This is a genomic window from Bartonella sp. AU15XJBT (genome assembly GCF_028618615.1).
Taxonomy (GTDB): Bacteria; Pseudomonadota; Alphaproteobacteria; order Rhizobiales; family Rhizobiaceae; genus Bartonella.
Map to the genome: position 1 here is coordinate 55,062 of NZ_JAQITG010000010.1, position 22,868 is coordinate 77,929.

General features: G+C 37.2%; 33 protein-coding genes, 1 tRNA gene and 1 pseudogene. 22 read left to right on the forward strand and 13 right to left on the reverse strand.

Translation table 11 applies throughout. From position 1 onward, the window contains the following. Nucleotides 1-115 precede the first annotated feature (115 nt). The 4 genes from PVV57_RS05995 (at nt 116) to PVV57_RS06010 (ending at nt 3,406) form a co-directional block, all read left to right on the forward strand. Nucleotides 116-988 (forward strand): DsbA family protein, encoded by an 873-nt coding sequence (locus tag PVV57_RS05995; RefSeq protein WP_273718480.1) that lies wholly within the window; start codon nt 116-118, stop codon nt 986-988. Nucleotides 989-1,250: 262 nt separating this feature from the next. Next, nucleotides 1,251-1,751, forward strand: coding sequence for an acetyl-CoA carboxylase biotin carboxyl carrier protein (gene accB, locus PVV57_RS06000; protein WP_273718481.1), 501 nt, complete (start codon nt 1,251-1,253; stop codon nt 1,749-1,751). A gap of 14 nt (nt 1,752-1,765) precedes the next feature. After that, nucleotides 1,766-3,124, forward strand: coding sequence for an acetyl-CoA carboxylase biotin carboxylase subunit (gene accC, locus PVV57_RS06005; protein ID WP_273718483.1), 1,359 nt, complete (start codon nt 1,766-1,768; stop codon nt 3,122-3,124). A 206-nt stretch (nt 3,125-3,330) separates the two neighbouring features. Beyond that, nucleotides 3,331-3,406: transfer RNA gene (locus tag PVV57_RS06010), tRNA-Thr, on the forward strand. A 99-nt stretch (nt 3,407-3,505) separates the two neighbouring features. Here the strand turns inward: PVV57_RS06010 and PVV57_RS06015 are convergent. The 12 genes from PVV57_RS06015 to PVV57_RS06070 all read right to left on the reverse strand — a co-directional run bounded on the left by PVV57_RS06015 (nt 3,506) and on the right by PVV57_RS06070 (nt 11,264). After that, on the reverse strand, nt 3,506-3,709 hold the full coding sequence (locus PVV57_RS06015; protein WP_005865986.1) for an AlpA family transcriptional regulator: 204 nt from the start codon (nt 3,707-3,709) through the stop codon (nt 3,506-3,508). Between the two features lie 94 nt (nt 3,710-3,803). Continuing rightward, nucleotides 3,804-4,292 (reverse strand): DUF488 family protein, encoded by a 489-nt coding sequence (locus tag PVV57_RS06020; protein WP_273783635.1) that lies wholly within the window; start codon nt 4,290-4,292, stop codon nt 3,804-3,806. A 69-nt stretch (nt 4,293-4,361) separates the two neighbouring features. Continuing rightward, complete coding sequence (locus PVV57_RS06025; RefSeq protein WP_273783636.1) at nt 4,362-4,985, reverse strand: lambda exonuclease family protein; 624 nt, start codon at nt 4,983-4,985, stop codon at nt 4,362-4,364. Nucleotide 4,986: 1 nt separating this feature from the next. Further along, entirely contained in the window at nt 4,987-5,751 is a 765-nt protein-coding gene (locus PVV57_RS06030; protein WP_273783637.1) for an ERF family protein, read from the reverse strand. A 75-nt stretch (nt 5,752-5,826) separates the two neighbouring features. After that, nucleotides 5,827-6,396, reverse strand: coding sequence for a hypothetical protein (locus PVV57_RS06035; RefSeq protein ID WP_273783638.1), 570 nt, complete (start codon nt 6,394-6,396; stop codon nt 5,827-5,829). A gap of 3 nt (nt 6,397-6,399) precedes the next feature. Beyond that, nucleotides 6,400-7,011, reverse strand: coding sequence for a hypothetical protein (locus PVV57_RS06040; RefSeq protein ID WP_273783639.1), 612 nt, complete (start codon nt 7,009-7,011; stop codon nt 6,400-6,402). Continuing rightward, nucleotides 7,008-7,571, reverse strand: coding sequence for a hypothetical protein (locus PVV57_RS06045; RefSeq protein ID WP_273783663.1), 564 nt, complete (start codon nt 7,569-7,571; stop codon nt 7,008-7,010). Before PVV57_RS06045 ends, PVV57_RS06040 begins: the two co-directional genes overlap by 4 nt. A gap of 15 nt (nt 7,572-7,586) precedes the next feature. After that, nucleotides 7,587-8,315 carry a Rha family transcriptional regulator gene (locus tag PVV57_RS06050; RefSeq protein ID WP_273783640.1) on the reverse strand — a complete coding sequence of 243 codons (729 nt, stop codon included), beginning with the start codon at nt 8,313-8,315 and terminating at the stop codon, nt 7,587-7,589. Nucleotides 8,316-8,329: 14 nt separating this feature from the next. Next, the gene (locus PVV57_RS06055) at nt 8,330-8,686 is read right to left on the reverse strand and encodes an antA/AntB antirepressor family protein (protein WP_273783641.1); all 357 of its coding nucleotides are present in this window, start codon (nt 8,684-8,686) and stop codon (nt 8,330-8,332) included. A gap of 66 nt (nt 8,687-8,752) precedes the next feature. Next, entirely contained in the window at nt 8,753-9,127 is a 375-nt protein-coding gene (locus PVV57_RS06060) for a hypothetical protein (RefSeq protein ID WP_273783642.1), read from the reverse strand. A gap of 408 nt (nt 9,128-9,535) precedes the next feature. Continuing rightward, entirely contained in the window at nt 9,536-10,591 is a 1,056-nt protein-coding gene (locus tag PVV57_RS06065) for a type I restriction endonuclease (protein ID WP_126603683.1), read from the reverse strand. Between the two features lie 19 nt (nt 10,592-10,610). After that, entirely contained in the window at nt 10,611-11,264 is a 654-nt protein-coding gene (locus tag PVV57_RS06070; RefSeq protein WP_004856665.1) for a LexA family transcriptional regulator, read from the reverse strand. 93 nt (nt 11,265-11,357) lie between these two features. Here PVV57_RS06070 and PVV57_RS06075 point away from each other — a divergent pair, with 93 nt between their 5' ends. Together PVV57_RS06075 and PVV57_RS06080 are read left to right on the forward strand one after the other, a co-directional pair. After that, nucleotides 11,358-11,633, forward strand: a complete 276-nt coding sequence (locus PVV57_RS06075) for a helix-turn-helix transcriptional regulator (RefSeq protein ID WP_273783643.1) — start codon at nt 11,358-11,360, stop codon at nt 11,631-11,633. A gap of 99 nt (nt 11,634-11,732) precedes the next feature. Beyond that, a complete protein-coding gene (locus PVV57_RS06080; protein ID WP_273783644.1) occupies nt 11,733-12,149 on the forward strand; it encodes a hypothetical protein in 417 nt (138 codons plus the stop codon). Here PVV57_RS06080 and PVV57_RS06085 read toward each other — a convergent pair. Next, nucleotides 12,109-12,897, reverse strand: coding sequence for a hypothetical protein (locus PVV57_RS06085; protein ID WP_273783645.1), 789 nt, complete (start codon nt 12,895-12,897; stop codon nt 12,109-12,111). The two genes, PVV57_RS06080 and PVV57_RS06085, sit on opposite strands and share 41 nt — an antisense overlap. A gap of 128 nt (nt 12,898-13,025) precedes the next feature. Between PVV57_RS06085 and PVV57_RS06090 the strand changes: the two genes are divergently transcribed. The 16 genes and pseudogenes from PVV57_RS06090 to PVV57_RS06165 form a co-directional block, all read left to right on the forward strand. Beyond that, nucleotides 13,026-13,505, forward strand: a complete 480-nt coding sequence (locus PVV57_RS06090; RefSeq protein ID WP_273783646.1) for a crossover junction endodeoxyribonuclease RuvC — start codon at nt 13,026-13,028, stop codon at nt 13,503-13,505. Beyond that, nucleotides 13,495-14,640, forward strand: a complete 1,146-nt coding sequence (locus PVV57_RS06095; RefSeq protein ID WP_273783647.1) for a hypothetical protein — start codon at nt 13,495-13,497, stop codon at nt 14,638-14,640. Before PVV57_RS06090 ends, PVV57_RS06095 begins: the two co-directional genes overlap by 11 nt. Further along, nucleotides 14,624-15,010, forward strand: coding sequence for a hypothetical protein (locus PVV57_RS06100; RefSeq protein WP_273783648.1), 387 nt, complete (start codon nt 14,624-14,626; stop codon nt 15,008-15,010). Before PVV57_RS06095 ends, PVV57_RS06100 begins: the two co-directional genes overlap by 17 nt. Before the next feature lie 182 nt (nt 15,011-15,192). Continuing rightward, nucleotides 15,193-15,540: a hypothetical protein gene (locus tag PVV57_RS06105; RefSeq protein ID WP_273783649.1), complete on the forward strand. Its 348-nt coding sequence runs from the start codon at nt 15,193-15,195 to the stop codon at nt 15,538-15,540. After that, complete coding sequence (locus PVV57_RS06110) at nt 15,527-16,045, forward strand: hypothetical protein (protein ID WP_273783650.1); 519 nt, start codon at nt 15,527-15,529, stop codon at nt 16,043-16,045. The genes PVV57_RS06105 and PVV57_RS06110 overlap by 14 nt, the downstream gene beginning before the upstream one ends. A 109-nt stretch (nt 16,046-16,154) precedes the next feature. Next, nucleotides 16,155-17,021 (forward strand): DNA adenine methylase, encoded by an 867-nt coding sequence (locus tag PVV57_RS06115; protein ID WP_015856259.1) that lies wholly within the window; start codon nt 16,155-16,157, stop codon nt 17,019-17,021. A 32-nt stretch (nt 17,022-17,053) separates the two neighbouring features. Beyond that, on the forward strand, nt 17,054-17,434 hold the full coding sequence (locus tag PVV57_RS06120; protein WP_273783653.1) for a helix-turn-helix transcriptional regulator: 381 nt from the start codon (nt 17,054-17,056) through the stop codon (nt 17,432-17,434). A 222-nt stretch (nt 17,435-17,656) separates the two neighbouring features. Continuing rightward, nucleotides 17,657-18,430, forward strand: coding sequence for a hypothetical protein (locus PVV57_RS06125; RefSeq protein ID WP_273783654.1), 774 nt, complete (start codon nt 17,657-17,659; stop codon nt 18,428-18,430). A gap of 203 nt (nt 18,431-18,633) precedes the next feature. Continuing rightward, on the forward strand, nt 18,634-19,089 hold the full coding sequence (gene ssb, locus PVV57_RS06130) for a single-stranded DNA-binding protein (protein ID WP_273783655.1): 456 nt from the start codon (nt 18,634-18,636) through the stop codon (nt 19,087-19,089). Between the two features lie 11 nt (nt 19,090-19,100). Beyond that, entirely contained in the window at nt 19,101-19,637 is a 537-nt protein-coding gene (locus tag PVV57_RS06135) for a hypothetical protein (RefSeq protein ID WP_273783656.1), read from the forward strand. A gap of 67 nt (nt 19,638-19,704) precedes the next feature. Beyond that, nucleotides 19,705-19,927: pseudogene (locus PVV57_RS06140) on the forward strand (type II toxin-antitoxin system HicA family toxin). Beyond that, a complete protein-coding gene (locus PVV57_RS06145; protein ID WP_273783657.1) occupies nt 19,899-20,294 on the forward strand; it encodes a type II toxin-antitoxin system HicB family antitoxin in 396 nt (131 codons plus the stop codon). Before PVV57_RS06140 ends, PVV57_RS06145 begins: the two are co-directional and overlap by 29 nt. A gap of 318 nt (nt 20,295-20,612) precedes the next feature. Continuing rightward, nucleotides 20,613-20,927: a hypothetical protein gene (locus tag PVV57_RS06150; RefSeq protein ID WP_273783658.1), complete on the forward strand. Its 315-nt coding sequence runs from the start codon at nt 20,613-20,615 to the stop codon at nt 20,925-20,927. Between the two features lie 3 nt (nt 20,928-20,930). Continuing rightward, on the forward strand, nt 20,931-21,512 hold the full coding sequence (locus tag PVV57_RS06155; RefSeq protein ID WP_273783659.1) for a hypothetical protein: 582 nt from the start codon (nt 20,931-20,933) through the stop codon (nt 21,510-21,512). Between the two features lie 367 nt (nt 21,513-21,879). After that, entirely contained in the window at nt 21,880-22,431 is a 552-nt protein-coding gene (locus tag PVV57_RS06160) for a hypothetical protein (protein WP_273783661.1), read from the forward strand. A 30-nt stretch (nt 22,432-22,461) separates the two neighbouring features. After that, nucleotides 22,462-22,868 (forward strand): phage terminase large subunit family protein (locus PVV57_RS06165; protein WP_273783662.1); only part of this gene is annotated, 407 nt, incomplete at its 3' end.

Genomic DNA, 22,868 nt, shown 5'->3' on the forward strand with positions numbered 1-22,868 from the left:
ATTGATGTTTTTGCTCATTCGTGAATGCACAATATAACTAATGCTTTATTGCACATAGAGAACGCTTTTCATATAGTTTACTCAATGACACAATAGAAAATACGAAGGGATACAGATGATTCATCAACTTCAAAACTCAAAAATAACGCTTGTTTCAAAAATTTTAGCCCCTGTTATGTTGAGTATTTTAATTTTTTCCCCTTCTTTATCAAACGCAACATCAGCCCCAAAAACAGCAGATCATTTAAACTTAGAAAATCTTAAAATACAACTTCTGGAGGATTCTAACTTTTTATCTAAGCTTAAAGAAAAAGTTACACCCCATATTGATTCTCATCATATTCAACAAATTGTGAGAGAGTATCTTCTTACTCATCCAGAAATTATGATTGAAATGCAGCTTATCCTTCAAGACAAGCTAGAAAAACAGAATGCATACGAAAGTCAAATACAAACTTCTGTCATCCATTTATTAGAAAAGGAAATTTTTCATTCTCCTCATGACGCTGTTTTGGGCAATCCAAATGGTAAAAAAGTACTTGTTGATTTTTTTGATTACAACTGTCAACATTGTAAAAGTTCCTATTCAGATATAGAAAACTTGATAAAAGATTACCCAGATCTACGGGTTATTATCAAGGATTTGCCGATTTTAGGACCTGATTCTATAGCGGTCCATAGCGTTGCCTACGCATTTCGAAAACAATTTTCAGAAAAATATCCACAGTTTCACAAAGCACTTTTAATGCATAAGGGGCGCGTGAATGAAGCCAAAGCTATAAAAATAGCTATTTCATTAGGAGCAGATGAAAAAAAACTCCGTAATGCAATAAAAGATCCTGACCTGCAAAACACCTTTAAAGAAAATATTCAAATTGCCTCTAAACTTCATATTACGGGAACACCTTCTTACATTATCGGTAATAAAATACTCATTGGCGCAGCCGGACAAGATACTCTAAAACAAGCAATAGACAATATACAGTGAATAGCTGTTCTATACCTGATCCGTTTTAGGAAGAATACTGTAAATGAAGTGATTTTATGCTTTCTCTTTTTTGACAACAGGCTTATAAGTGCAATTTTGCGTAAAGCAGATACGAGTTTAAAATTGCAAAGTGTAATGACTTAAAGGAAATAAATATCTTTAAAGCCTCAAAAGGTATCATCCCTAATCTAGAGATATTCAGTCATAAATTAAGATAATATGACGTATGACGATCTTCATTGATCAAGGAGTTAGAAATAAAATGGCAACAAAAAAAATAGATTCGGCAAAATATACCGCAATTGATACGAAAATTATTCGCGATCTTGCTGAAATTTTGAATGATACAAATTTAACGAATATTGAAGTTGAACAAGGGGAGCTTCGTATTTGCGTTTCACGCCAAAATACCTCAACTTCTTCCGAACAAGCAATTTATTCACCTGTTGCTACTCCTAGCTTTTCTGTAACATCTTCTCCAGTTCCAACAACCGAATCTCCCATACAACCTCCCCAAGAAGATAAATCAAAAAATACAATAACCTCTCCAATGGTTGGAACAGCTTATCTTGCCCCTTCACCAGGTGCGCAACCATTTGTAGAAGTAGGGCAAAATGTTTCTGAAGGAGAAACATTACTGATCATTGAAGCCATGAAAACAATGAATCAAATTTCATCACCACGCTCAGGCAAAGTAACCGCTGTTCTTGTCAAAGATGGCCAACCTGTTGAGTTTGGTGAATCACTTATTATTGTTGAATAAAGCGAGGGGTAACCATGATTCGAAAAATCCTCATTGCTAATCGGGGAGAAATTGCTCTTCGCGTTTTACGTGCCTGTAAAGAACTTGGCATAAAAACCGTAGCTGTTCACTCTATTGCTGATGCAGACGCAATGCATGTTCGTCTTGCTGACGAAAGTGTCTGTATTGGCCCTCCCCCCGCTCGTGATTCTTATTTGAGTATTCAGCAAATTATTGCTGCTTGTGAAATTACAGGAGCTGATGCAGTTCATCCAGGTTATGGCTTTCTTTCTGAAAATGCAAAGTTTGCAGATGTTCTAGAAGCCCATGATATTACATTCATCGGTCCAACGGCTGCTCATATTCGAATCATGGGCGATAAAATTGAGGCAAAAAAAACTGCCAAAAAGCTTGGTATTCCTGTTGTTCCTGGTTCAGATGGAGCTGTTAGTGAAGAATCAGATGCTTTACGCACTGCTCGTGAAATTGGTTATCCCGTTATTATAAAAGCTTCTGCCGGTGGTGGTGGGCGTGGTATGAGAGTCGTTCATTCTGAACAAGAATTTTCTATAGCTCTTAAAACAACGCGTTCAGAAGCGAAAGCAGCTTTCGGTGATGATGCTGTTTATATAGAAAAATATTTAGAAAAACCCCGTCATATTGAAATTCAAGTCATAGGTGATGGTGCAGGAAATGCTATTCATTTAGGTGAACGCGATTGTTCAATTCAACGACGGCATCAAAAAGTATGGGAAGAAGCGACATCACCTGCACTTAATGAAACTGAACGGAAAAAAATTGGCAGTATTGTTGCAAATGCTTGTGCTGAACTTGGATACCGTGGAGCTGGTACTGTTGAATTTCTTTATGAAAATGGTGAATTTTATTTCATTGAAATGAATACGCGTTTACAAGTCGAACATCCTGTAACTGAAGAAATTACAGGTATAGATTTAGTCCATGAACAAATTCATATTGCATCAGGCTGCAAGCTTTCAGTGACACAAGATGATGTTTGTTTTTCCGGTCACGCTATTGAATGCCGTATTAATGCAGAAGATCCTCTTACCTTTACACCATCACCAGGAACCATTACACATTTTCATACACCTGGAGGTTTAGGAATTCGCGTTGATTCAGGTGCTTATTCAGGTTATCGGATTCCTCCTTATTATGATAGCATGATTGGAAAGCTGATTGTTCATGGGCGTACACGTTTGGAATGCATGATGCGTTTACGGCGTGCTTTAGATGAATTTGTCGTTGATGGGATAAAAACCACATTGCCTCTCTTTCGTGATCTCATTAATAATCAAGATGTTGCAGACGGTAACTATAATATTCACTGGCTAGAGAAGTATCTTTCTCAGAAACCAACTTCTTCAGATTCTTAATTCAAAAACGAAATTATTAGATTATCATCAGATTCTATAAGATCAGAGCGGCATAAGGATAATTTCAACGTTGCTGTAAACATTGTTAAAAAAAGAAATAAGCTAATTATTTTTTATTTGTTATATAATTTTCTTTTAATATGTACAAAAATTGATAATTTTCTGTTTTCCTTTTTACGAGTTTGTGCTAACTCCTACGTGGTTACGCCCTTATAGCTCAGTTGGTAGAGCACCTGATTTGTAATCAGGGGGTCGGGAGTTCGAGTCTCTCTGGGGGCACCACTTTCTGTGTTTAACATATTGAAATATATAGATTTTTTCTTTAAATAGCCATTTTCAGACCACCTTTTAGACCACCTTCTACAGTTTATATAATTTTACCTAATTTGTTCTTATTTGCTCCTTATTTTTCTTTGGAGTGAAGGCTAAGATCTCTTTTTTTCTCCATCTCACTGCTCTCCCTAGCTTATATGGCTCCGGAAACAACCCCTGAAGCACCCAATTGCGAATCGTTGTTGTGGATACACTAAAAAGCTGTGCACACTCACGTGTCGTTACATATCTATCTCCATCATCAAATATCATCTCATTACCTTTCTCTTTTTTATGTTAATTAAATGGGTGGGGGCTGGAAGGCATGTGAAGCACTCCAACTTTTAAAAATCTGCAAGTTTATTTTTTAGATGTGTTCAATTTCATATTTCCAATCAGGCAATTGAGTAAGAGCTAATGCGAGTTGTCCTCTATGGCACATGCATACATTGGCTTCAAAACAGGTGATTGCAACGCGCTTTTTATTTAAAAAAATTTGATATAATTTATTTATTGCACAAGAATTATTCTTGAGAGTTGTATTTTGATAATCTTCAAAAAGGCGGTCATAATCTTTTTGTGTTTTCAAATTTCTTCGTTTTTCAGAAGCAATTCCAAGTTCAGGCATATGCATATATTCAATATCAATGTTGCTTACAGCTTGCTCTAATTGTCTTTTTGAAAATCCGTGTTTTCTACTTATTGGATTTTTACGAACATCACATAAAGTTTTGATATTGTTTTCTATGAGACTCTTAAGATAATTCTCAAGGGACTTTCCTTCATAGCCAATGGTAAAAAAACAAAATTCCTCATCTTTAGCAGGCTGCATGATAATATGTTTGATGTTACACACGTTTAATTTCCTTGGTAAATGGGTGGGGGTGCTTAAGCAAGAGGAGAAGGAGAGAGCACCCCCATAGGTTTAAGCAGCTTTTGCCAAAATCTTTTGCATCTCTTGGTCTATTTCTGCTAAAAAGATTTCGACCGCTTGATTAATCCGTTCGATTTGTTCTTCATCACGGTGAATGCGCTTAATTTTCATACGAAAATCAGATGATCTGCCTACAAAACGTGGGTCATAACTGATAAAATCACACCATTTGCGCCCCGTACAAGCCATTTGAAATTGCATTTGTGCGATATATTCTGACTTGATATTGCCATCTATAAAAAAGCGTAGATGGTTTGGTGGTTGCGGGCATTTAACCTCTACTAAACCGTTCTCACCAATAAGCCCATCAGGACTTGCACCAGCCATTTGGATTATAGGATGTTGGACAAATCCACACCTTGTGACTTCTGCGTCATAAATGAATTCATATTCTCTTAAGGCATTCTCTTCATGTTCAATGCCCCATTGCATAGCAGGTGTTGTATAAGATTGGCTTATTTCCTCTGTTAAGCGCTCTGTCATAAGCTTTATTTTGTACTCCTCATATTTGCTTGTAGGCGTTCCCTTTGCTGTTTTACTGAGTATGTTGTAAACGTTTGAAGCAGTGACTTTACCTAAACGGGCTTGAAACCACTCTGCTGTTCTTTGTTCCATTTCACACCGCCTTTTGTTGCTCTTGTTGTGCTTTATTCATTTGCGAGCGTTGCTTTTTTTTCAAAGCAAACAAAACGGTTTGAGCTTGTTTATAAGACATCTGCGTGAGATTTTTTACGCCTATAAAAGAAAGAATATCGCTTTCCTTTGCTTGTGTCTGTTCTATTAATTCTCTGATCTCATTCATTTGTTCCGGTGTAACACCTGCTATGAGCGTGTTGCCATCAGTATCATCTTCATCACTGGTCACATTAAGAAGCATGCCTAAAAGATATCTGCGTGCATAAGTAATCGTGGAACCAACAGATTGAATGTTATTTTTACTGCCTTGACCATCAATCGGGAATGTTCCTTCTGTTGAGATTTGATTGCTAGAGGGATGAGATAGAGTTATTTCTATGGTAACGTTTGTTGTGGTTTGACTTTTAATACGATAAAACAAAGCGAAGTGGTATGTTGCAAGAGTATCCTTTACTGCGTCAATATACTGATCAAGCGTTGCATATGTACTCTTGGTATGGGTATTAATAGAGTTTTTTTGGATTTTTTGATATTTGATTTGCATAGCGGAAAGATCAGAGACAAAACTTTGATAATTTTGTCGTTCTATTTCTTTTTCTCGTAATGTGATAAGGCGCTCTAAGCGGTCCATATCAACGTCATTTTCTAAGGCTCTGTTTAAAATGCGATCCATAGCTGTTTGTTTGACTTCGCAATCGTTTCTTTTTTCCACTAATTCCGTTTGTGTGGTAGTTAGTTCACTCATCTTGATTTCCTCCTATTTGAGCGCAATTCCCCCGTGGCGTGAACCACGCTTGTGTTAAAATCTTTGTTTTTGTTGCTAGAAACGGCTTATGTAGCTCATATCGCTTGCTGAATAGTCACTTTCGTAGATGATTGAATTGCGTCCACGAATTTCAAGATTACCAGAAATATTTACATTATCGAAAATATATACTCCATCTAGAATTTTCATATTTCCGGAAATGTGTGCTTTATCACTTATATAAGCATCTCCATAGACACGGGCATTGCCATAAACATGGCCCAAAACTCGAGCCTCACCATAAATTTGTGCATTGCCGTAAATTTGCGCATCATATTCAACATATGCTTCACCGCAAACTTTTGCATTTTCATAAACATGCGCCCTGCCTGTAATTTTTGCGCGTTCAAATACTTGTGCATTGCCGAAAATCTTAGCGTCACCATAAACCATAGCTTTATGCCAAACCCAACAATCGCCTTCATGCGATAGGTTGTCTTCTTTTTGTATATAGCCGCCTAAGTAACCTTTTTTAATATTTCTAAAATCTCTTAATGCACGTATGCGATAAAGTTTTTTACTTTTATCGGCTCTTGCATCATAAAATTCTTTTATTTCATCAGTCAGTTCGTATTTCTTTTCCATGGTTTATTGCCTCTCGCCCGTTGTGATGATTTCATCATTGATGATCTCTGCGTTTCCATGAATAAATGCATAACCATAGATTTTGGCATTTCCCCCAACTTTTGCTCTGATGGAAATCAATGGACTGTCATAAATTTTAGCATTCCCATAAATTTTAGCTTTTCCACTAATAAATGCACCACCGGAAACTTGTGCATTCTCGTAGATTTGTGCACTGGCAAAAACACGAGCATGTCCAAAAATCTGCGCATTGCCAAAAATATTAGTTTCTCCGGTAACAGATGCACTACCAAAAACACATGCATTTTCGTAAATATCAGCAATGTTATCAATATAAGCATCACCAAAAACCTTGGCTTTGTCATAAACTCTTGCATGACCATCCACACGAGCGTTTCCATAAACATGTGCATCACCAAAAATCTTGGCATAACCATAGACTTTTGCATCATCACCTACCCAGCAATTGCCATCATGACTTAGATTGTCTTCTTTTTGTATAAAACCGCCTAGGTCGTCTGCTTTAACATCATCAAAATCCCTTAAAGCACGAATTCGGTGAAGAGTTTTGCGCCCAATGTCTATTGTTTCATCAGTCAGTTCGTATTTTCTCATTTGGTTTGTTCTCTAGTTGAGATTCTTCTATCGCCATCAATCCAGTCGTCCCAACATACACATGCTTCACCGTAAATTTTTGCATGACCGTAAACATGCGCATTGCCGTAAACATGGGCATTGCCGTAAACATGGGCATTGCCGTAAACACGCGCCCTATCGTAAATGTATGCCTCACCGTAAACTTGTGCATTGCCATAAACTTCTGCATTATCAAAAACGTGCGGTTCACCGCAAATATATGCATCACCGTAAACTTCTGCATGACCGTAAATGCATGGTTCATCGAAAACTTCTGCTTTGCCATAAATACGAGAATTGTCGTAAACATGTGCATAACCGTAAACTTGTGCATTTTCGTAAACCTTAGCATCATCATAAACCTTGGCATAACCCCCAATCCAGCAATTACCATGATGTGATAGGTTGTCTTCTTTCTCGATATAGCCGCCAAGATCACCTTGCTTGACGTCCCCCAAATCTCTCAATGCACGAATGCGGTGGAGAGTTTTGCCATCAACCTCAGTTGTTTCATCAGTAAGTTCGTATTTCTTTTTTATCATAAGAACCTTCTCTTAATGCATGGTTTGTCTTTTAAGCTCTTGAGACAGCACACCAATGCCTTTTGCTGTGATTTTTGCGCAAGGAATGACTTTTTCTATTCCACTTGCGGTTTGAAGTGTGATGGTTGGACAATCCATAAGTTTCTTTTGGATTTTGTCTTGATAAGGAAGCAAATTTCCACCTGCTGCACGTCTATAAATCCAACCTTTTTCTTGTAAGAAAAGAATGAATTGTTTTGGTTGCATCTCGAGTATTTTAGCGGTTTCTGTAAGACTAAACAGTCCGTTATGACGCTGTAAGCTTTCAAGAGCCATGGCTTTTGGTGTTAAATCTTCAATGATGATGTCTTTTTGATCTATTTGACCTTGTAGGTAATTCAAAAAGCCAATCATAGCCTTTGGACTTGAATAGTCGATTTGTGGTGTTACTGCTTGCTTTTCCAACTCTTGCCAACGGTCTATAATCCTAGCGCGTAATGTCATGCTGTAACCGGAAACTAAGATAAGGCATTCACGCTTAGGGAGGTTGTAACAGTTTTGGGGCTTACCCTGTTTATCTAAATAGGTGGATCCAAATTTGGATTGACCCCCTTCAGGATATAATTCTCCTAACATTTGTCGAATATCACGCATAATATGCGCATGTTGCTTACCGCATAACTCTGCAATTTCACGACTAGACATGGTTGGAACAGTTTGGTTATTAAAATTGTTTTCAGATATTGTAATAAAGTTTCGCATCATCACCCCCTTAATTAAGAAAAACACAAGTTTTGGTATAATATTATGCCATAGTTTCTATGACGCTCTGCTTTAGCGATTTTCCTTGCTGCGTGAATTTTGAAGTAATGATTATCGGTTTTATATGTTTCTATTTCAGATTTTGGACAAATCTTCTGTCTGTTCCATTCTTGTTTTGTAAAAACAAAATCCACGCCTTCTTTTAGATCAAACTTTTCAACACAATCGTTAAACCAAGTGGAAAAATCTTGTTTCAAATGTAAATGCCTATGCATTACATGGGCTTTGACCATTTTGGCATAACCAATTTTGTTGCCTACCTCGTTTTCAGGTATGAGATATCCTTCACTATCATTATCATGTGTGGTCATAAGTTTACTCTAATCAATTATTGATGGGAAAAGGGGAGGCGCTTTTAAAAGCGCCCTTAAGAATTTTTAAAGCACATCACAAGGACGCAAACGGTGTTGTTGTTCGTAAGTACCATACATCTCATCATTATATTTTTCGTCTGCTAAATCAGATAAAAGGTCATGGTAAGCAACACTCTCGCGTACAAAGTCATGAACTTTACTCTCCTCATGGAGATGTTCGATATTTTCTTTTACATATGCTTCTGCAATTTCTTCAGAGATATCTTCACAATTATTCTCAGAAGGATTGATGCGAAAGATTTGGATTGCATCATCTACCTCATCAATAATTTTTAGAACTTGGCTTTCATCTAGTGGTCCAGACCGACCAATGTTTTGATCATCATCATAGACAACTAATAAAATTTCATCAGAATTTATAAGAATTGGATTTTCCATAATTTCTCCTCCCTAACGCCTAATAGCGATTGTTTGTGTCAATGTAATTTAATCTACACCAGATCGGCTTTTGCTTCTTCGTGATATGTTGTTATAGAGGAATATACCGTAAAGGATTATTATAGTCAAGTCATTTTATGCTAAAATGGTTTTTTATAAATGAACTTTAATATTTATTACGAATCGGTTTGGGTATTGTAGCGTTCAGTGTAGAGGCATGATACTTCCTAGTATCCCGTAAAAAAATAAATCAGTTAGCTTTATTTGAAATTTATATGCAGGAAAAATTGGGGCAGTGTGCAGACAGAGCCAATCGATGGGTAGATAACGCCGTAGTTTTTTTATAAAAACTGCGGACGAACAAAAAAACCCCGCTTCAGCGGGGCATACATAGGTTGTTAGAATATCTTATAAATATTTTTTTGCTGTTTCTCTTATTCTGTCTGCAAAATCATAAATATTATCTAGCGTTTCAATACCGACTTTTTCATCAATATCAGTATCGAAAAGGGCTAGTTGCTTACGTTTTCTGTTAAAGTGCAGTCGAACCAACGGCTTTCTGTTATTATTGTCAATTAAAATGGCGCAGTACGACTTTGCATCTCTGATAACAATACGGTCGGCAGAAATAACTTCACGCGCAATTGCCTTAACAATCATGAAGCCTTCAACTTCCTCTTCGGTCGTTATTATGGCATGTTCATTACCAATAGATGTAGCAATATTATCTTGCTTGTCGGTTTCAGTTGTTGTTTGTAAAGCGCTAGAAAGCCGACTTTTTACCGCATCAGATATTACTTCGCGAAACGCATTTTTAGTAACACCTGTGAGCATTTCTAAGACATTAGCAGTCAGGCGCCCTTCATAAACATCCGCACAAGCAACACGAACAAAACCTTCGGACGGATTTTCTATTTCTTTTTGGATGTTTTGTTTTATTCCAGATACATATTTGAGCTGCTCGGCTGTCACCAATATATTTTCAATATTAAATGCTGAGCGTTCAAACTTTTTAAGCTCTGTAAGTACCACAGTATTGTATTCTATTACATCAAAAGTAAGGAATGGCCTATTATCGAGCTTGTTTGCAGCATCAAGATCTGTGTAAAAATGAAAAAATCGACCATTTGTCAAAATCGCGAATTTAGCATTCGTTACACTAAAGTATCGATATAATTGACTTAAATGCTTTGAACTCAATTCGCAAGATATCGGTTTGCACTCAAAAAGAATACGTATCTCACCGTCTATACGGATAGCATAGTCAACTTTTTCACCTTTTTTACCAACGGCATCAGCAGTAAACTCGGGAATGACTTCAAGTGGATCGAAAATATCATACCCAAGTGCGCGCAGAAAGGGTAAAACGACCGCTGTTTTGACCGCTTCTTCAGTTAACATAGTATCTGAATGATTTTTGACTTTATCAGCTATTATTTTTAAGCTCTCGTCTACTGTCCCCATTCCCTCTTCTCCTTTGTTTTCAGGGTTTTCTTAAAATCCAAAGAACTTTCCCAACTACACGAATCTCCTCTCCATCAGTTGCCCCATTTATTTTGATAGGTTCTTGATGATTGGGTTCAGTACTTTCAGGCCATAGTTCAAATCCACTAATAGTTTGACGTATACGTTTAGCTGTACGCTCAATCATTTGACCATTGAATCGGCTGCGTTCAACTATCACGAGATCGTTAGGTTCCACATTAATGCCGGCTTTTATTATGTCTACGCAAATAAGTTGATCACCATCACGAGCAATTTTGTTAAGGCAGTTGCCCTCGATTTTTAAAGCAAATTGAAAGTGAGCTGGGTATTTCGAGGTGCTGGGTACATATTCTATGTCATCAAATCCAAAATCCATATCTTCGACCGACATCCACGAGCTAGCAGCAACTTTTCCTATCACCGGTATCATTCCAATAGCATTAGATATGGGATGTATTTCCTCGTTTTCTGGGAAAAGAAGATTAAATGGCTTTACACCAAGATGTGGTGCTAACTTTTCCGCCCACTCTTTGGTTAATTTTCGCTCACCTTTTTCAAGCCGTTTTATTTGAGGTTGCGTGGTACCAGCTTTTTCAGCCAATTTCACCTGTGTGAGTCCCAAATCTTTCCTCAATTTTTTAATTATATGCATGCTCTAAACCTTACACCAAGACTGCTTATTTAACAAAGTCCATAAAGGTATTTTTATTGACTAAAGCAGTCCTTTATGGTATTTATTTGAATTATGGAAAAATTGAAATCATATCTCACACGAAATAAACTATCTCAAGCCGAATTTGGGAAGCAAGTTGGCGTAGCACAGAGTACGATTAACAGGTATTTACGCGGCTTGCGGTTTCCTGAGCCTGAAATTGTCTTAAAGATTGAAAAGACAACCAATGGTATTGTTCGTCCCGTTGACTGGTATGTCGATTTATACCCACGCCCCTCTCTTGAAGAGGTAGCCGTGCCACTGACTACAGCTGATAACAAACACCCACAGCATAATTCACACTCTTAAAGAAGAAAGATCATGAGAAACGGAATATTGAAGAAACTCTACACACGGATTTGTAGATTAATAGGTTGTAATACGAAAATTGAGAATGGAGATAAGTTTGTGAAAGAATTTAGAAAAATACCAAATCGTGATTGTAGTAGAGAAGAACTCATAAAACGATATGCGATTCACACAACAATTCTTAAAAAACGAGAAGAATGGCATAAGTCAAAATTTGATAGTTGGATGAGATGGCATGAAGAAACTCTTGCAGAGCGAGATAAATCAATTGAGAAACAACAAGTAGTACTTGAAAACCTATCCACTTTAATTAAGCAAAAAAATAAGACACTGTATGAACAAAGATTAAAGTTGGCTTCCCAAATGAAGCTTATTAATGAACTAAATTACCAAATTTATACGTTGATCAAAGAAAAGATCAAACCAATAGATTTTCTTGTTTCAGGGGAACATACTTCAATAGAGAATTGCGACATTAAGATTGAGACTGAAGAATTTTGGGCTCATATTTTTTAAACGTAAGCTTGTCGCGTGGATAAGACGCCCAAAAACGAGCAGTGACTAATTCATCTGGATTATCCGGTGAAGTGTGTTCAAGGGTACAATTTGCAATATTTCGAACATTAAAGTCAGAACAGCTTAATAGGAAGTGAAACAAAGTGCGTTTACTAGCAGGCATAATGAAAAAATTTAAAGCAAACTCTACGGTAGAGTTCGATTTGATCTCTTTAGGATCTAAAGAAATGTATTTGGGAGCTGTTCTCTTAATGACGACGCACTCGTCCACTATATCAGACCTATACTGGGTAAACAAACAAACATTTTCAATAAATTCAAAGGGGCTGCTTTCTGACATTTGTATATTTCTTATTAAAATATCTTTCTTTGTTAGATTTGTAACCTGCAATATCATTGCTATATATGAGATACCATTTACTTGTCCTAATAGGTCAAAACCCGCTTTGAGATCTAAGGGTGGTCTTGAAGCACATAACAAAATTTCAACATGTTGTTTTGACCATTCAGCAAGATCTTTTGTCGATTTCGCTTGCTCTTCAAGAGCTGTAGTTTGTTTTTGGCTTTCCGCAAATTGCTTGCTTATCCATTCTCTATCTTCTTCTCGTTTTTTTGCAGCTTTTTCTAAATCATCTTTCCGGATTTTGGCTGCTTCTTTACGGTCTTTATTTCTTAAAATAAGCGCTACTGAAAGTGATCCGATAAATGACACGAACCCCGTAAGAAATATCTTTATCCATTCTTGCATCTTTCCCCTCCCCACTTTTTTAGAATCATTGGGAGGTTACTTTTTCAAAAACATTTTTCCAAGACAAGCAATCACAACACGTTCTGTCATAGCACACATATAAATACGTAGAGCCTTAAGGGGGGATAATGATCACTAACGCACAAACCATTTTATGTCTTGATCTAGGGACCAAGACAGGCTGGGCGATATGCGGTGCGGATGGTCACATAACAAGCGATACAGAACATTTTCAATCACGCCGTTTTGAAGGCGGTGGTATGCGTTATCTGCGCTTTAAAAAGTGGCTTTCTGAACTAAAGAGGTCTGTTGATGAAATTGATGCCGTGTATTTTGAAGAAGTACGCCGGCATGTGGGGACTGATGCAGCGCATGTTTACGGTGGCTTTCTAGCAACTTTAACGGCTTGGTGTGAACATCATCAGATACCGTATGAAGGCATTCCAGTTGGTACGATTAAGAAAGCAACAACGGGGAAGGGAAATGCTTCAAAAGAAGAAATGATTAAAGCGGTGCGTGCAAAAGGGCATGCGCCTAAAGATGACAACGAAGCAGATGCTTTGGCAATTTTATATTTAAAGAAAGAAGGAGGTATGCATGTCCAGTAAAATACCATGGACAAGGCTTTTTGCTGATAAATGGATTCTTGATCTCACTTATTTGTCTTCTATTGAAGGCAATATATACATGAGATTACGGTTGCAAATGCTTCACACTGGTAAGCCTCTTTTAAATAACATTAAGGTTTGGGCTAATTATACTGGTTACTCAGTAAAAACATTTGTCAAAGCATTAGACGTTTTACAGAGCACTGGTCATATTATTCGTTTAGCAGATGGTCGTTTATGGAATCTAGATGTTGAAGCAGAATTAAATGATAGCGTGGGAAAATCAGAAGCGGCATCAAAAGCTGTTAGTGCTAGATGGAAAAAGTCTAAAGAAAAAAACGTAAAATGTAATACGGAATCTATACAACATAAATACGGAAATGATACGGATTCTATACGGAATGAATACGAAAGCGATACGGAAACGATACCATATAACATTAACAATAACATATATAATAAAAAAACTAAAACTATCGTTTTAGCAAAAAAAGAAATTGGTTCTGAAAGTTTAGCAACAATCGATTTGGTTGACGAGCCAACAGAGGTTGCTGCTGTTGAGACCACATCAGAGCAAATCGAAACGTTAGAAACAAACCAACCTCCTATTCACGAGCAAGAGAACATTTCCAAAAAGCAAAACCGAGCGAAAGCTAATCGCGGTTGTCGATTACCTGCGGATTTTGAACCCGATTACGATTTTGCACTTGCAGAGGGTTTGCCTCCAGAGCGTGTCAAAGTCGAAATCGCAAAGTTTCGAGATTATTGGCGTTCAAAAGCTGGAGCAAATGCAACCAAAATCGATTGGCAAGCAACATGGCGTAACTGGGTGCGCAAGGCGATTGATGATTTAGAAAAAACAAAAAACACAAACAATAATGGTGGAAACAATGGAAACTTTTCAAAAGATCAAAGAACTCGCGCTGGTACCGGAGAGACAATCCGTAATCTTATCGGTGCAACACAGCTTAGTGACGCCTCTACAAGATACCGTGCAACAGATAGAGAAATGTGTAACTCTGGAGTTACCATGGACCTTGATCAATGGCAGTCAATTGACAAAAACCCTAGAGAAACAAGCTTTAGAAGCTTATCAGACTGTTCAAAACTTACTTACCTTGAAAGCGTCTGTTGAAGACATAGCAGAGGCTCTTGATGTGCTTGAAGGTGGTTTGACAATGCAAAAAGTTTCGAATGCAGAAGCGCGTGCAAAGGCTTATATCGCTGCTCTTAACGGCATTTCACTCTGGTCTTTATTGCAAGCCGTTAAAAATCTTATACGTGGTGAGGCAAAAGGCATGTCCACAACATTTGTCCCCTCTTGTGCTGATCTTGCGCAGTATTGTCGCGATTTAGAAAGCAGGCTTTATGGTGTTGCTGAGAAAGTTTTTATAGCAGTTGAAAATACGCGTAATTTGGCTTTAGGAGGCAAGCGCATTTCATTCATGAGAATAGGCAAGCCTAGTGAAGAGCAACATAACAGCAGCAATTCTAAAGCGGCTTAAAACAGTAAAATAGTGAAAAGTGCTGATCATTTTACGATTAGACATGCGTTTAAATCGATAAAAAGGTACCTTACAAAGCGATTTAAAGATTTTATGATAAATCCACAACATCTACAATATAAAACGCTCTGTATGATCAAATTTGAGACAAATAGACCAATTGGTAAAATTAGGATTAAAGCATGTTCATTTTAAAACATTTATTCTTAACAATCCGTAAACAACCCATGCGAAAAAAGTGGGTTGCAACAGCTGTTGGTTATGTTCCTTGGGGAGACGGAGCAGAGGAGTATTTTTACAACCTCTACGAATATGAAGACGGTACAAGAGAGTGTGAAAAGTTTGATGGCGGCCAGTATTACGATACACCAGAAAATGCGGATTTTAGTACCAAAGCGCAAGTGAAAGCTTGGGTTTACGGTGGTGCTATTCCGAAAAGCGTTCTCAATTACGAACCTCTTATAGACGAGATCAATAAAGAGATCAAAAAATTATCAAAAACCGCAGGAAATAAATATGTTTACAGATAAACAGCTAAGAGCCTTGTTTGGCATTATAACTTTTATATTTTTATGTTTTTTAGGAATTAAAAAAAATCCCTACTTTATTCAAAGTATTTTGATATTTGCATCTTTTGGTTTGATAATAATAACAAATATTTTTGTAATTTTATGCAATTCTCATATTCCTTCTGAATTGCAAAGCAACCCAAAATACAAATGCGGAAATACAACAGGTTGGAAGACATTAACACGTGATTTACAACAGTATATGCACAGACTTTTAAAGCTAATAAGTTTAGCGCTTGTCGTTTTAATTTTCCCAAGTAGTTATAAAGAAATGGTTTCTTTATCTGTTATTTCTAATTACGTAGAGCATAAGCTTTCTTTTTCATTGGATACTGTACTTTGGTACTCAGATATTGCTCTTTGGTATTCTTTTTTAGTCTGTGTATTGTTCCTTATGTTGCGTACACGTAGTTTAATAAATATATCTATTTACACACTACAGTGCTCAGTTAAAAACCAAAAGTAAAATTTCCGATTTTATAAAACTGTTCAGATTAAATGGCGTTGTCTCTTCTCAACGTTCATAGATGAAATCAACAAAAACATCAAAAAATCATTGAAAAAGGCGCGTAACAATGACTCATGTCTGCTCACCATTGAGATATCCAGGCGGTAAGGCTGCACTGTATGGAAAAATCAAAGAAATATTTGAGAAAAATGCATTAAATGGCTGTTCCTACAGAGAGCCATTTGCTGGCGGGTGCGGACTTGCTCTAAAGCTTCTTTTTAATGGTGATGTTAAAGATATTTACATTAACGATATTGATCTGTTCATTTGGAGCTTTTGGTATTGCGTTTTGCACAAGACAGAAGAATTAATAGAAAAAATCAATACAACGACCATTAACTTAGAAGAATGGTACATACAAAAAGAAATTTCTCCTGCAAGTGCAGATGTGCTTAGCGCAGGATTTGCAGCACTCTTTTTAAATCGCACAAATAGATCTGGAATTATTAAAAATGCTGGACCAATTGGAGGGAAAGGACAAAGCGGTGCCTATAAAATAGATTGCCGATTTAACAAAGAAAATATAATTGAACGCATTCTTCGCATAAGTGAACAAAAAGATAAAATACATTTAACTCGTTTAAATGCACGGGAATTTTTGCTACGTTATGGAACTGATGAAAACACCTTTTTTTATATGGACCCTCCTTATTTTAAAAAAGGAAAAGGGCTTTACACTTCGTTTTACAAAGCTAATGATCATAATAATTTAGAGAATGTCATCTCCCAACATGTGACAGCGCCTTGGCTAATTACTTATGACAACGTTGAAGAAATTAAATTTTTGTATAGGCAATATCTCTCAATAGAATTTAGCTTACAATATTCTCTACAAGAGAAAAGGCAAGCTACCGAATTGATGATTTTTTCACCTAAAATCAAAGTACCTCAATTTTTAGAAAAGAATATAGGCTCGCTTCTCAAAGCAGCTTAATTGCAGATTGCATTAATAGGAACTTTAATCACATGCTTACACCATTTGGCAAAACCTTACGTAAAATTCGTCTTGATCGGACAGAGCGTCTATTAGATATGGCTGATAAATTAGGCGTATCTATAGCGTTTTTATCTTCTGTAGAAATTGGCAAAAAGCCTATACCTGCTGACATGGAAGAAAAGATCATTGAGAAATATGCTTTAGATGAAGAAACGGCTTCTATCTTGAGAAGAGAAGCAAATATTTGTCGTAAGAATTTTACAATGAACTCTTCTGCCCCACTTAACCATGAAATTTCTAACACGTTTGTTAGAATGTTTAAGTCTCTTTCACAACAAGATCTGACAAAGTGCAAGGAACTCATGGAGAAAGTAGAAAAAAAACGGTGCTTGCAGAATAGAATACCTTGATCCCCTTATTTTATACACCGTAAACATAATTTTATATGTTAAAAAACAATAATATCATTTTGAAATAATTGAATAAATATGCAAATTATGCTAAGATTTTATACGTTTTAAAGTGCAAATCTAATGGGGCTACAAATATGCTAAATAAAGTGACGTTAATCGGGTGCCTCTCTTTAAACATCTCATTAAAATTTTATTGAATATTAGATTAGGGAACTACCTATGACCAATACAACTATATCTAAAAAATATGAAATTACTGACGAAATCAAAGAAGTTTGCGATGCTGATACACGTCAACCTAAACACTTTTATCGCATTCGTGCATTAAGAGATTTCGATGATGTCAAGGCGGGGGATCTTGGCGGGTTTATTGAAAAGGAAAGCAATTTATCCCATGATGGCAATTGCTGGGTCTATGATGATGCTATAGTTGCATATGATGCTATTGTTAGTAAAAATGCAAAGGTACGTAATGAAGCCGCCGTTGCTGGTAATGCGAAAGTTTATGATAATGCTATAGTGAGTGGTAAAGCTAAAGTTTATGGTCATGATACCCATGTTTATGGCAATGCACAGGTTTCTGATAATGCGAGTGTTAATGGTAGTATGTGGGTTCGTGGTAAGGGAGTCGTTCATAGCACGTGCGTGGTTAATGACAATGCCAAGGTTTATGGTGATGCAAAAATTTGTGGTCAAGTTTGTAACAATGCCGTGGTTTATGGGAAAGCCTTTATTGCTGTAAATGCAAAAATTTATGACAATGCCAAGGTTTGGCATAGTGCTGATGTAAGTGGCTTTGTTTATGGCAATGCAAAAGTATCAGGGTCTGCTTATATATATGAGGGTGCTCATATTTTTGATAATGCAAGAGTTTATGGAAAAGCGGTTGTTTACAAAGATGTCAAGATTTATGGTAACGCCGCTCTTAAGGAAAAGAAAACATTTCGTGATGATGTTTGTAGTAATGATGCCATTAGTGAAAAAACAGCGTAAATAACGGCGCGGGGGCTCCTGCTTTAAAATAGAAAAAAGAAAGCCATGTCATTTGCGTGGTGTGGCTTTATGTTTATCAAAAGATAAAAACATAATTTTATATATTAAAAAACAATAATATCCTTTTGAAATAATTGAAAAAATAAGCAAATCATGCTAAGATTTTCTATGTATTAAAATACAAATTTAAGGTAAGAAAAAACATGCTAAATAAAGTGATGTTAATTGGGCGTTTAGGTGCTGATCCCGAAAGCAAAACAATGAATTCTGGAGCAGAAATAGTCAATTTTAGTATAGCAACTTCTGAGAGCTACACAGATAAAAAGACTAATCAAAAAGTAGAGAAAACAGAATGGCATTCAGTTGTGATTTTTAATCCACATTTGGCAAAAATTGCACTTCAGTATCTCAACAAAGGTTCAAAGGTTTACGTAGAAGGCAAATTACAGACACGCAAATGGCAAGATAAAAATGGGCATGACCGTTATACAACAGAGATTGTCTTACCACAATTCAAAGGCGAGTTGTATTTGCTTGATGCCAAAAAAGATCAATCGGCATCCCCTACCCCTTCACCTATTACTTCTCAAAATTATGCTATCGCTTCAGGGGCTGCTGATCATAGTGCACTCATTAATAATGATAGCATACCATTCTGATTGAAAAAAATATGACAAAAAGAAAAAAACGTGCAAAACGCGGACGTCCTCGGATTAAAGGATGTATCAGAGAACCAAATGGACGCATCTCACGAGCAAAAACACCGCATGAACCCATGGATAAATTGGCAATTGAAATGCGTGCCAAACGCTTCTGTTTGACCATAGAAGAGGCTAAAAATCCGCTGTCCGGCACCTATATCGGGCGGCTTTATTTGCAAGGCGAAATCAATCAAGACCAATATGATGCTGCACAAAAATATCTTGAAGTGAAAAACAATTACCTCTGTGCAAAAGCCTTACCAAATGCAATTTACGATGAAATGCCTACAACTTCTGATAGCGGAGCAAGAGAGAAATGGGTACAGAAGGCAACAGAACATCTTTTAGCTGTAAAAGATGTTGTTCAAGAAGCTCAATGTTTACACCGTCAATATAACCTTCATGCCGCATTACAATATCTTGTCATAGAAGATCAATCGCTAACACATCTTGTTAGTTCTTTGCGTATTGTTCTTAATGCGCTTCATAAGCACTTTAGCCGTTAAAAAAGAATTGACATCAGATGAAAAATAATCAAAATGTGTATATATATACACATTTTGAGTTTAGGGAATGGAACAAGATAGCCGAAAAATCATTGCAAAATTAAAGCGTGATGGCTTTGAACTTGTCAAAGTAAAAGGTTCTCATCATAAATTAAAAAAGATGGTAAGGTTGTTATTGTTCCACATCCTAAAAAAATCTTCCGATTGGTACAGCACCTTCTATCGCACAACAAGCAGGCAGGTTAAAAAAGGAGAAGAAGAATGAAAAGATTTTTTGCTCTTGTTCATAAAGATGAAGATTCTGCTTTTGGTGTTCAGTTTCCTGATTTTGAGGGGCTTTTTTCTGCTGCTGATGAGGAAGAAAATTTAATCGCAAATGCAACAGAAGCACTTCAACTTTATTGTGAAGATATAGATACAGTGCCTACTCCTTCAAAATTTGAGGAAGTCATACAACGAAAATCTGTCAAAACAGCTTTGTCAGAAGGAGCTTTTTTAATACAAGTCCCCTTTATTGAAAATGATGCAGAAGTGGTACGTACGAATATATCTATTGAAAGAGGGCTTTTGCGTGCAATTGATGATTGTGCACAAGAAAGAGGTTTAACAAGATCTGCTTTTTTGGCAACAGCAGCGCGTCACGAGCTTAATATTTAGATTTTCTTCTTTTTTGGCTGTGTCAATACATACCTTTTTGTTTCTAAAAACACCATATTTAGGTAAAAAAATAAAAAAAACACAAGATAATGATTTTTTTGTTGACATGATGTGAAAAATCATATTTAATGACGCTACTGCACTAGTCTTATTGCGTCTAAAATTCAAAAATATCCCCTAAAATTTCAGTAAAATGTGAACTTGAAACGTGGCTAGAAAGCCCTGTTTTCTTGCTAATTCTGACTAATCTATTTTTCAAATAACAAAAATCAATATTTGACTAATGATGTCATTAATTATGACTCAAAAGGAGCGAATATGAAAGCAATCATCACGAAGCCAATGTGTGTTGTTGGAGACAATAAAAGCACTGTTCGCTTTGAACCATCAACACCCAATAATCCATTTGTTGAAGTTTCCAATCAAGTCTACACACGTCTCAAGCGCGCCAATGCTGCAAAACCTTTTGTTGACGTCAAGACAACAGCAAAAACAGACAAGGCGGTTGAACAAATTAAGCAGATAGAACAAGAAGTCACACAAACATCATCTGAACCAGTGACAGAGGAAATTCCACTCGAACAGCCAAAAGCATCTAAAGCTTCCAAGTCACCTACTCCCAAAAAGGCTTAGAAGTTGAAGTTAATCATCCATCAAAAATGGTATCTTCAACAGGTGAAGGATACCTTCACCAGTCTTCAAGCACCACGCCTTAATTGGGCTTTGCGTAATGCTCTAAACACCTCTGCAAAACAAGTGGAACGCTTTGCAGAAAAACAAATTGCTGATGTTACATCAGCCCAATCAAAGCGTGTCAGAAAAGGCGTTTATATTAAAGGAAAGGCTACAGCAAAGCTTCTCGAGACAGATATCATTGGTTCTGGAACACCGATACCTCTTAAATTTTTTCAAGCAAGAGAAACAAAACGCGGTGTGACTTACGAAATGTTTGGAAAGAAAGAAATCTTGCCCCATGCTTTTATCATGGGAGGCAGTTTTCCAAAACGTGTTGAGTTAAAAATGGGAGGGAATGTGTTTCAAAGAGATGATGGAGACCAATTCCCTATTGCAAAACAAGAAGGACCGTCAATTGCTGGAGTGATGTCCAAACCAGAGATTGCAAGTGCTATTGTAAAAGAAGCCAATGAACGATTAATTGCCAACATACAGTACCAACTTGCTCGTCAAGAATATGCCGCCAATAAGAAAGCTAAATAATGTTCTTAAGCTATGTCAACACACTACTCACTTTAATTGTAATTTTTAAAGCAGATTATCACTTGCGCTTTGGTTTTTTACAGAAAAAATACAATAAAATCAATGCAAAAGGTACTTCCCAGCGGGTTGGGTCTGTTGCGGGGCAGGCGAGCGCGAACTATCGCTAGCGACAGAATTTTCAAATTGACTGTACATTGTACACTTAACTTATTGATAAATAATGATTTAGTGTGTACAGTATGATATGTAAAATGTCTCCTTATCGCATTGAAGCCCGTTTTTCAGTTCGTGACGTAAAGCTTTCTTTCTTGGTACGCCGAAAACCTCATTCCTCAAGATGAGGAAAAAATCAAGGCAAAGAGCAACTATGAATAAGAAGCATCGTGAGGGTCTATCGGTTCGTGCATTTGCGAAGAAGATGGGGGTTTCACATAATGCGGTGGTTTCTCGGATAAAGACAGGTAAATTTGATGCAGCTCTTTTTGAAGATGGTTCTGTCAATGAAGCCCTTGCAACAGCTATCTGGAATGAGAATCCAACAAAGCGCCCTGCCCCACTTTTAGCGCCGGATGGTCAAGCGCGCACAAAGATCAAACAAGTCTCTACAGAGGGTGCTAATGAATACAAGATTAAACTGGAGCGAATGCAAGTTGCTCTTGAAAGCGAAAAGATTGCCCTTGAACGCTTACGCGAAACAACCGTTGACCGTGAAGAAGTAAAGAGAGCAGCGCGTGAGTTTGGAAGAGCACACCGTGACGCCATGTTGAATTTTCCGCATCGTTTTGGTGCAAGCATTGCCGCACAAGTTGGATGTGATGCAGCCAGCCTTATTGGTGCTATTGATTATTATATGAGAACCGCTTTGCTTGAGGCGGTTAATATTCCAGTGCCTTTTCATGATCCTCAACCTCCAGAATGAGAGAGTTTTGTGGCGAGCAAAGAATGAATAATGGATGACAATGCAGTCGAAGAATTTTTCGCTAATGCTAATGACGCACGACAACCAGACCCACCGTACACGGTTTCGCAATGGGCCGACAAGAATAGGTATCTTAGTACTGTAGCAAGTGCTGAACCTGGGCTTTGGAGAACAAAGCGTACACCTTATTTGCGCGAAATCATGGATAATCTTTCCTCTTACATGCCAATTGAAACAACCATTGTCATGAAAGGGGCGCAGGTTGGCATGTCTGAAGCAGGCTTGAACTTCTGCGGTTATGCTATTCATTACAGTCCGGGACCTGCCCTTTATGTCATGCCGACCGTTGAGACAGCCAAAAAGCTTTCAAAGACGCGGCTTGATCCCATGATTATGGCAAGTCCAGTTTTAAGTGAACGCATAGCCCCAGCGCGAGC

Bases quoted from the DNA above. Each gene is read 5' to 3' on its own strand.
- PVV57_RS05995 (WP_273718480.1), top strand. From the start codon at position 116: ATGATTCATCAACTTCAAAACTCAAAAATAACGCTTGTTTCAAAAATT.
- accB (WP_273718481.1), top strand. From the start codon at position 1,251: ATGGCAACAAAAAAAATAGATTCGGCAAAATATACCGCAATTGATACG.
- accC (WP_273718483.1), top strand. From the start codon at position 1,766: ATGATTCGAAAAATCCTCATTGCTAATCGGGGAGAAATTGCTCTTCGC.
- PVV57_RS06015 (WP_005865986.1), bottom strand. From the start codon at position 3,709: ATGATATTTGATGATGGAGATAGATATGTAACGACACGTGAGTGTGCA.
- PVV57_RS06025 (WP_273783636.1), bottom strand. From the start codon at position 4,985: ATGGAACAAAGAACAGCAGAGTGGTTTCAAGCCCGTTTAGGTAAAGTC.
- PVV57_RS06030 (WP_273783637.1), bottom strand. From the start codon at position 5,751: ATGAGTGAACTAACTACCACACAAACGGAATTAGTGGAAAAAAGAAAC.
- PVV57_RS06035 (WP_273783638.1), bottom strand. From the start codon at position 6,396: ATGGAAAAGAAATACGAACTGACTGATGAAATAAAAGAATTTTATGAT.
- PVV57_RS06040 (WP_273783639.1), bottom strand. From the start codon at position 7,011: ATGAGAAAATACGAACTGACTGATGAAACAATAGACATTGGGCGCAAA.
- PVV57_RS06050 (WP_273783640.1), bottom strand. From the start codon at position 8,315: ATGCGAAACTTTATTACAATATCTGAAAACAATTTTAATAACCAAACT.
- PVV57_RS06055 (WP_273783641.1), bottom strand. From the start codon at position 8,686: ATGACCACACATGATAATGATAGTGAAGGATATCTCATACCTGAAAAC.
- PVV57_RS06060 (WP_273783642.1), bottom strand. From the start codon at position 9,127: ATGGAAAATCCAATTCTTATAAATTCTGATGAAATTTTATTAGTTGTC.
- PVV57_RS06065 (WP_126603683.1), bottom strand. From the start codon at position 10,591: ATGGGGACAGTAGACGAGAGCTTAAAAATAATAGCTGATAAAGTCAAA.
- PVV57_RS06070 (WP_004856665.1), bottom strand. From the start codon at position 11,264: ATGCATATAATTAAAAAATTGAGGAAAGATTTGGGACTCACACAGGTG.
- PVV57_RS06075 (WP_273783643.1), top strand. From the start codon at position 11,358: ATGGAAAAATTGAAATCATATCTCACACGAAATAAACTATCTCAAGCC.
- PVV57_RS06085 (WP_273783645.1), bottom strand. From the start codon at position 12,897: ATGCAAGAATGGATAAAGATATTTCTTACGGGGTTCGTGTCATTTATC.
- PVV57_RS06090 (WP_273783646.1), top strand. From the start codon at position 13,026: ATGATCACTAACGCACAAACCATTTTATGTCTTGATCTAGGGACCAAG.
- PVV57_RS06095 (WP_273783647.1), top strand. From the start codon at position 13,495: ATGTCCAGTAAAATACCATGGACAAGGCTTTTTGCTGATAAATGGATT.
- PVV57_RS06105 (WP_273783649.1), top strand. From the start codon at position 15,193: ATGTTCATTTTAAAACATTTATTCTTAACAATCCGTAAACAACCCATG.
- PVV57_RS06110 (WP_273783650.1), top strand. From the start codon at position 15,527: ATGTTTACAGATAAACAGCTAAGAGCCTTGTTTGGCATTATAACTTTT.
- PVV57_RS06115 (WP_015856259.1), top strand. From the start codon at position 16,155: ATGACTCATGTCTGCTCACCATTGAGATATCCAGGCGGTAAGGCTGCA.
- PVV57_RS06120 (WP_273783653.1), top strand. From the start codon at position 17,054: ATGCTTACACCATTTGGCAAAACCTTACGTAAAATTCGTCTTGATCGG.
- PVV57_RS06125 (WP_273783654.1), top strand. From the start codon at position 17,657: ATGACCAATACAACTATATCTAAAAAATATGAAATTACTGACGAAATC.
- ssb (WP_273783655.1), top strand. From the start codon at position 18,634: ATGCTAAATAAAGTGATGTTAATTGGGCGTTTAGGTGCTGATCCCGAA.
- PVV57_RS06135 (WP_273783656.1), top strand. From the start codon at position 19,101: ATGACAAAAAGAAAAAAACGTGCAAAACGCGGACGTCCTCGGATTAAA.
- PVV57_RS06145 (WP_273783657.1), top strand. From the start codon at position 19,899: ATGAAAAGATTTTTTGCTCTTGTTCATAAAGATGAAGATTCTGCTTTT.
- PVV57_RS06150 (WP_273783658.1), top strand. From the start codon at position 20,613: ATGAAAGCAATCATCACGAAGCCAATGTGTGTTGTTGGAGACAATAAA.
- PVV57_RS06160 (WP_273783661.1), top strand. From the start codon at position 21,880: ATGAATAAGAAGCATCGTGAGGGTCTATCGGTTCGTGCATTTGCGAAG.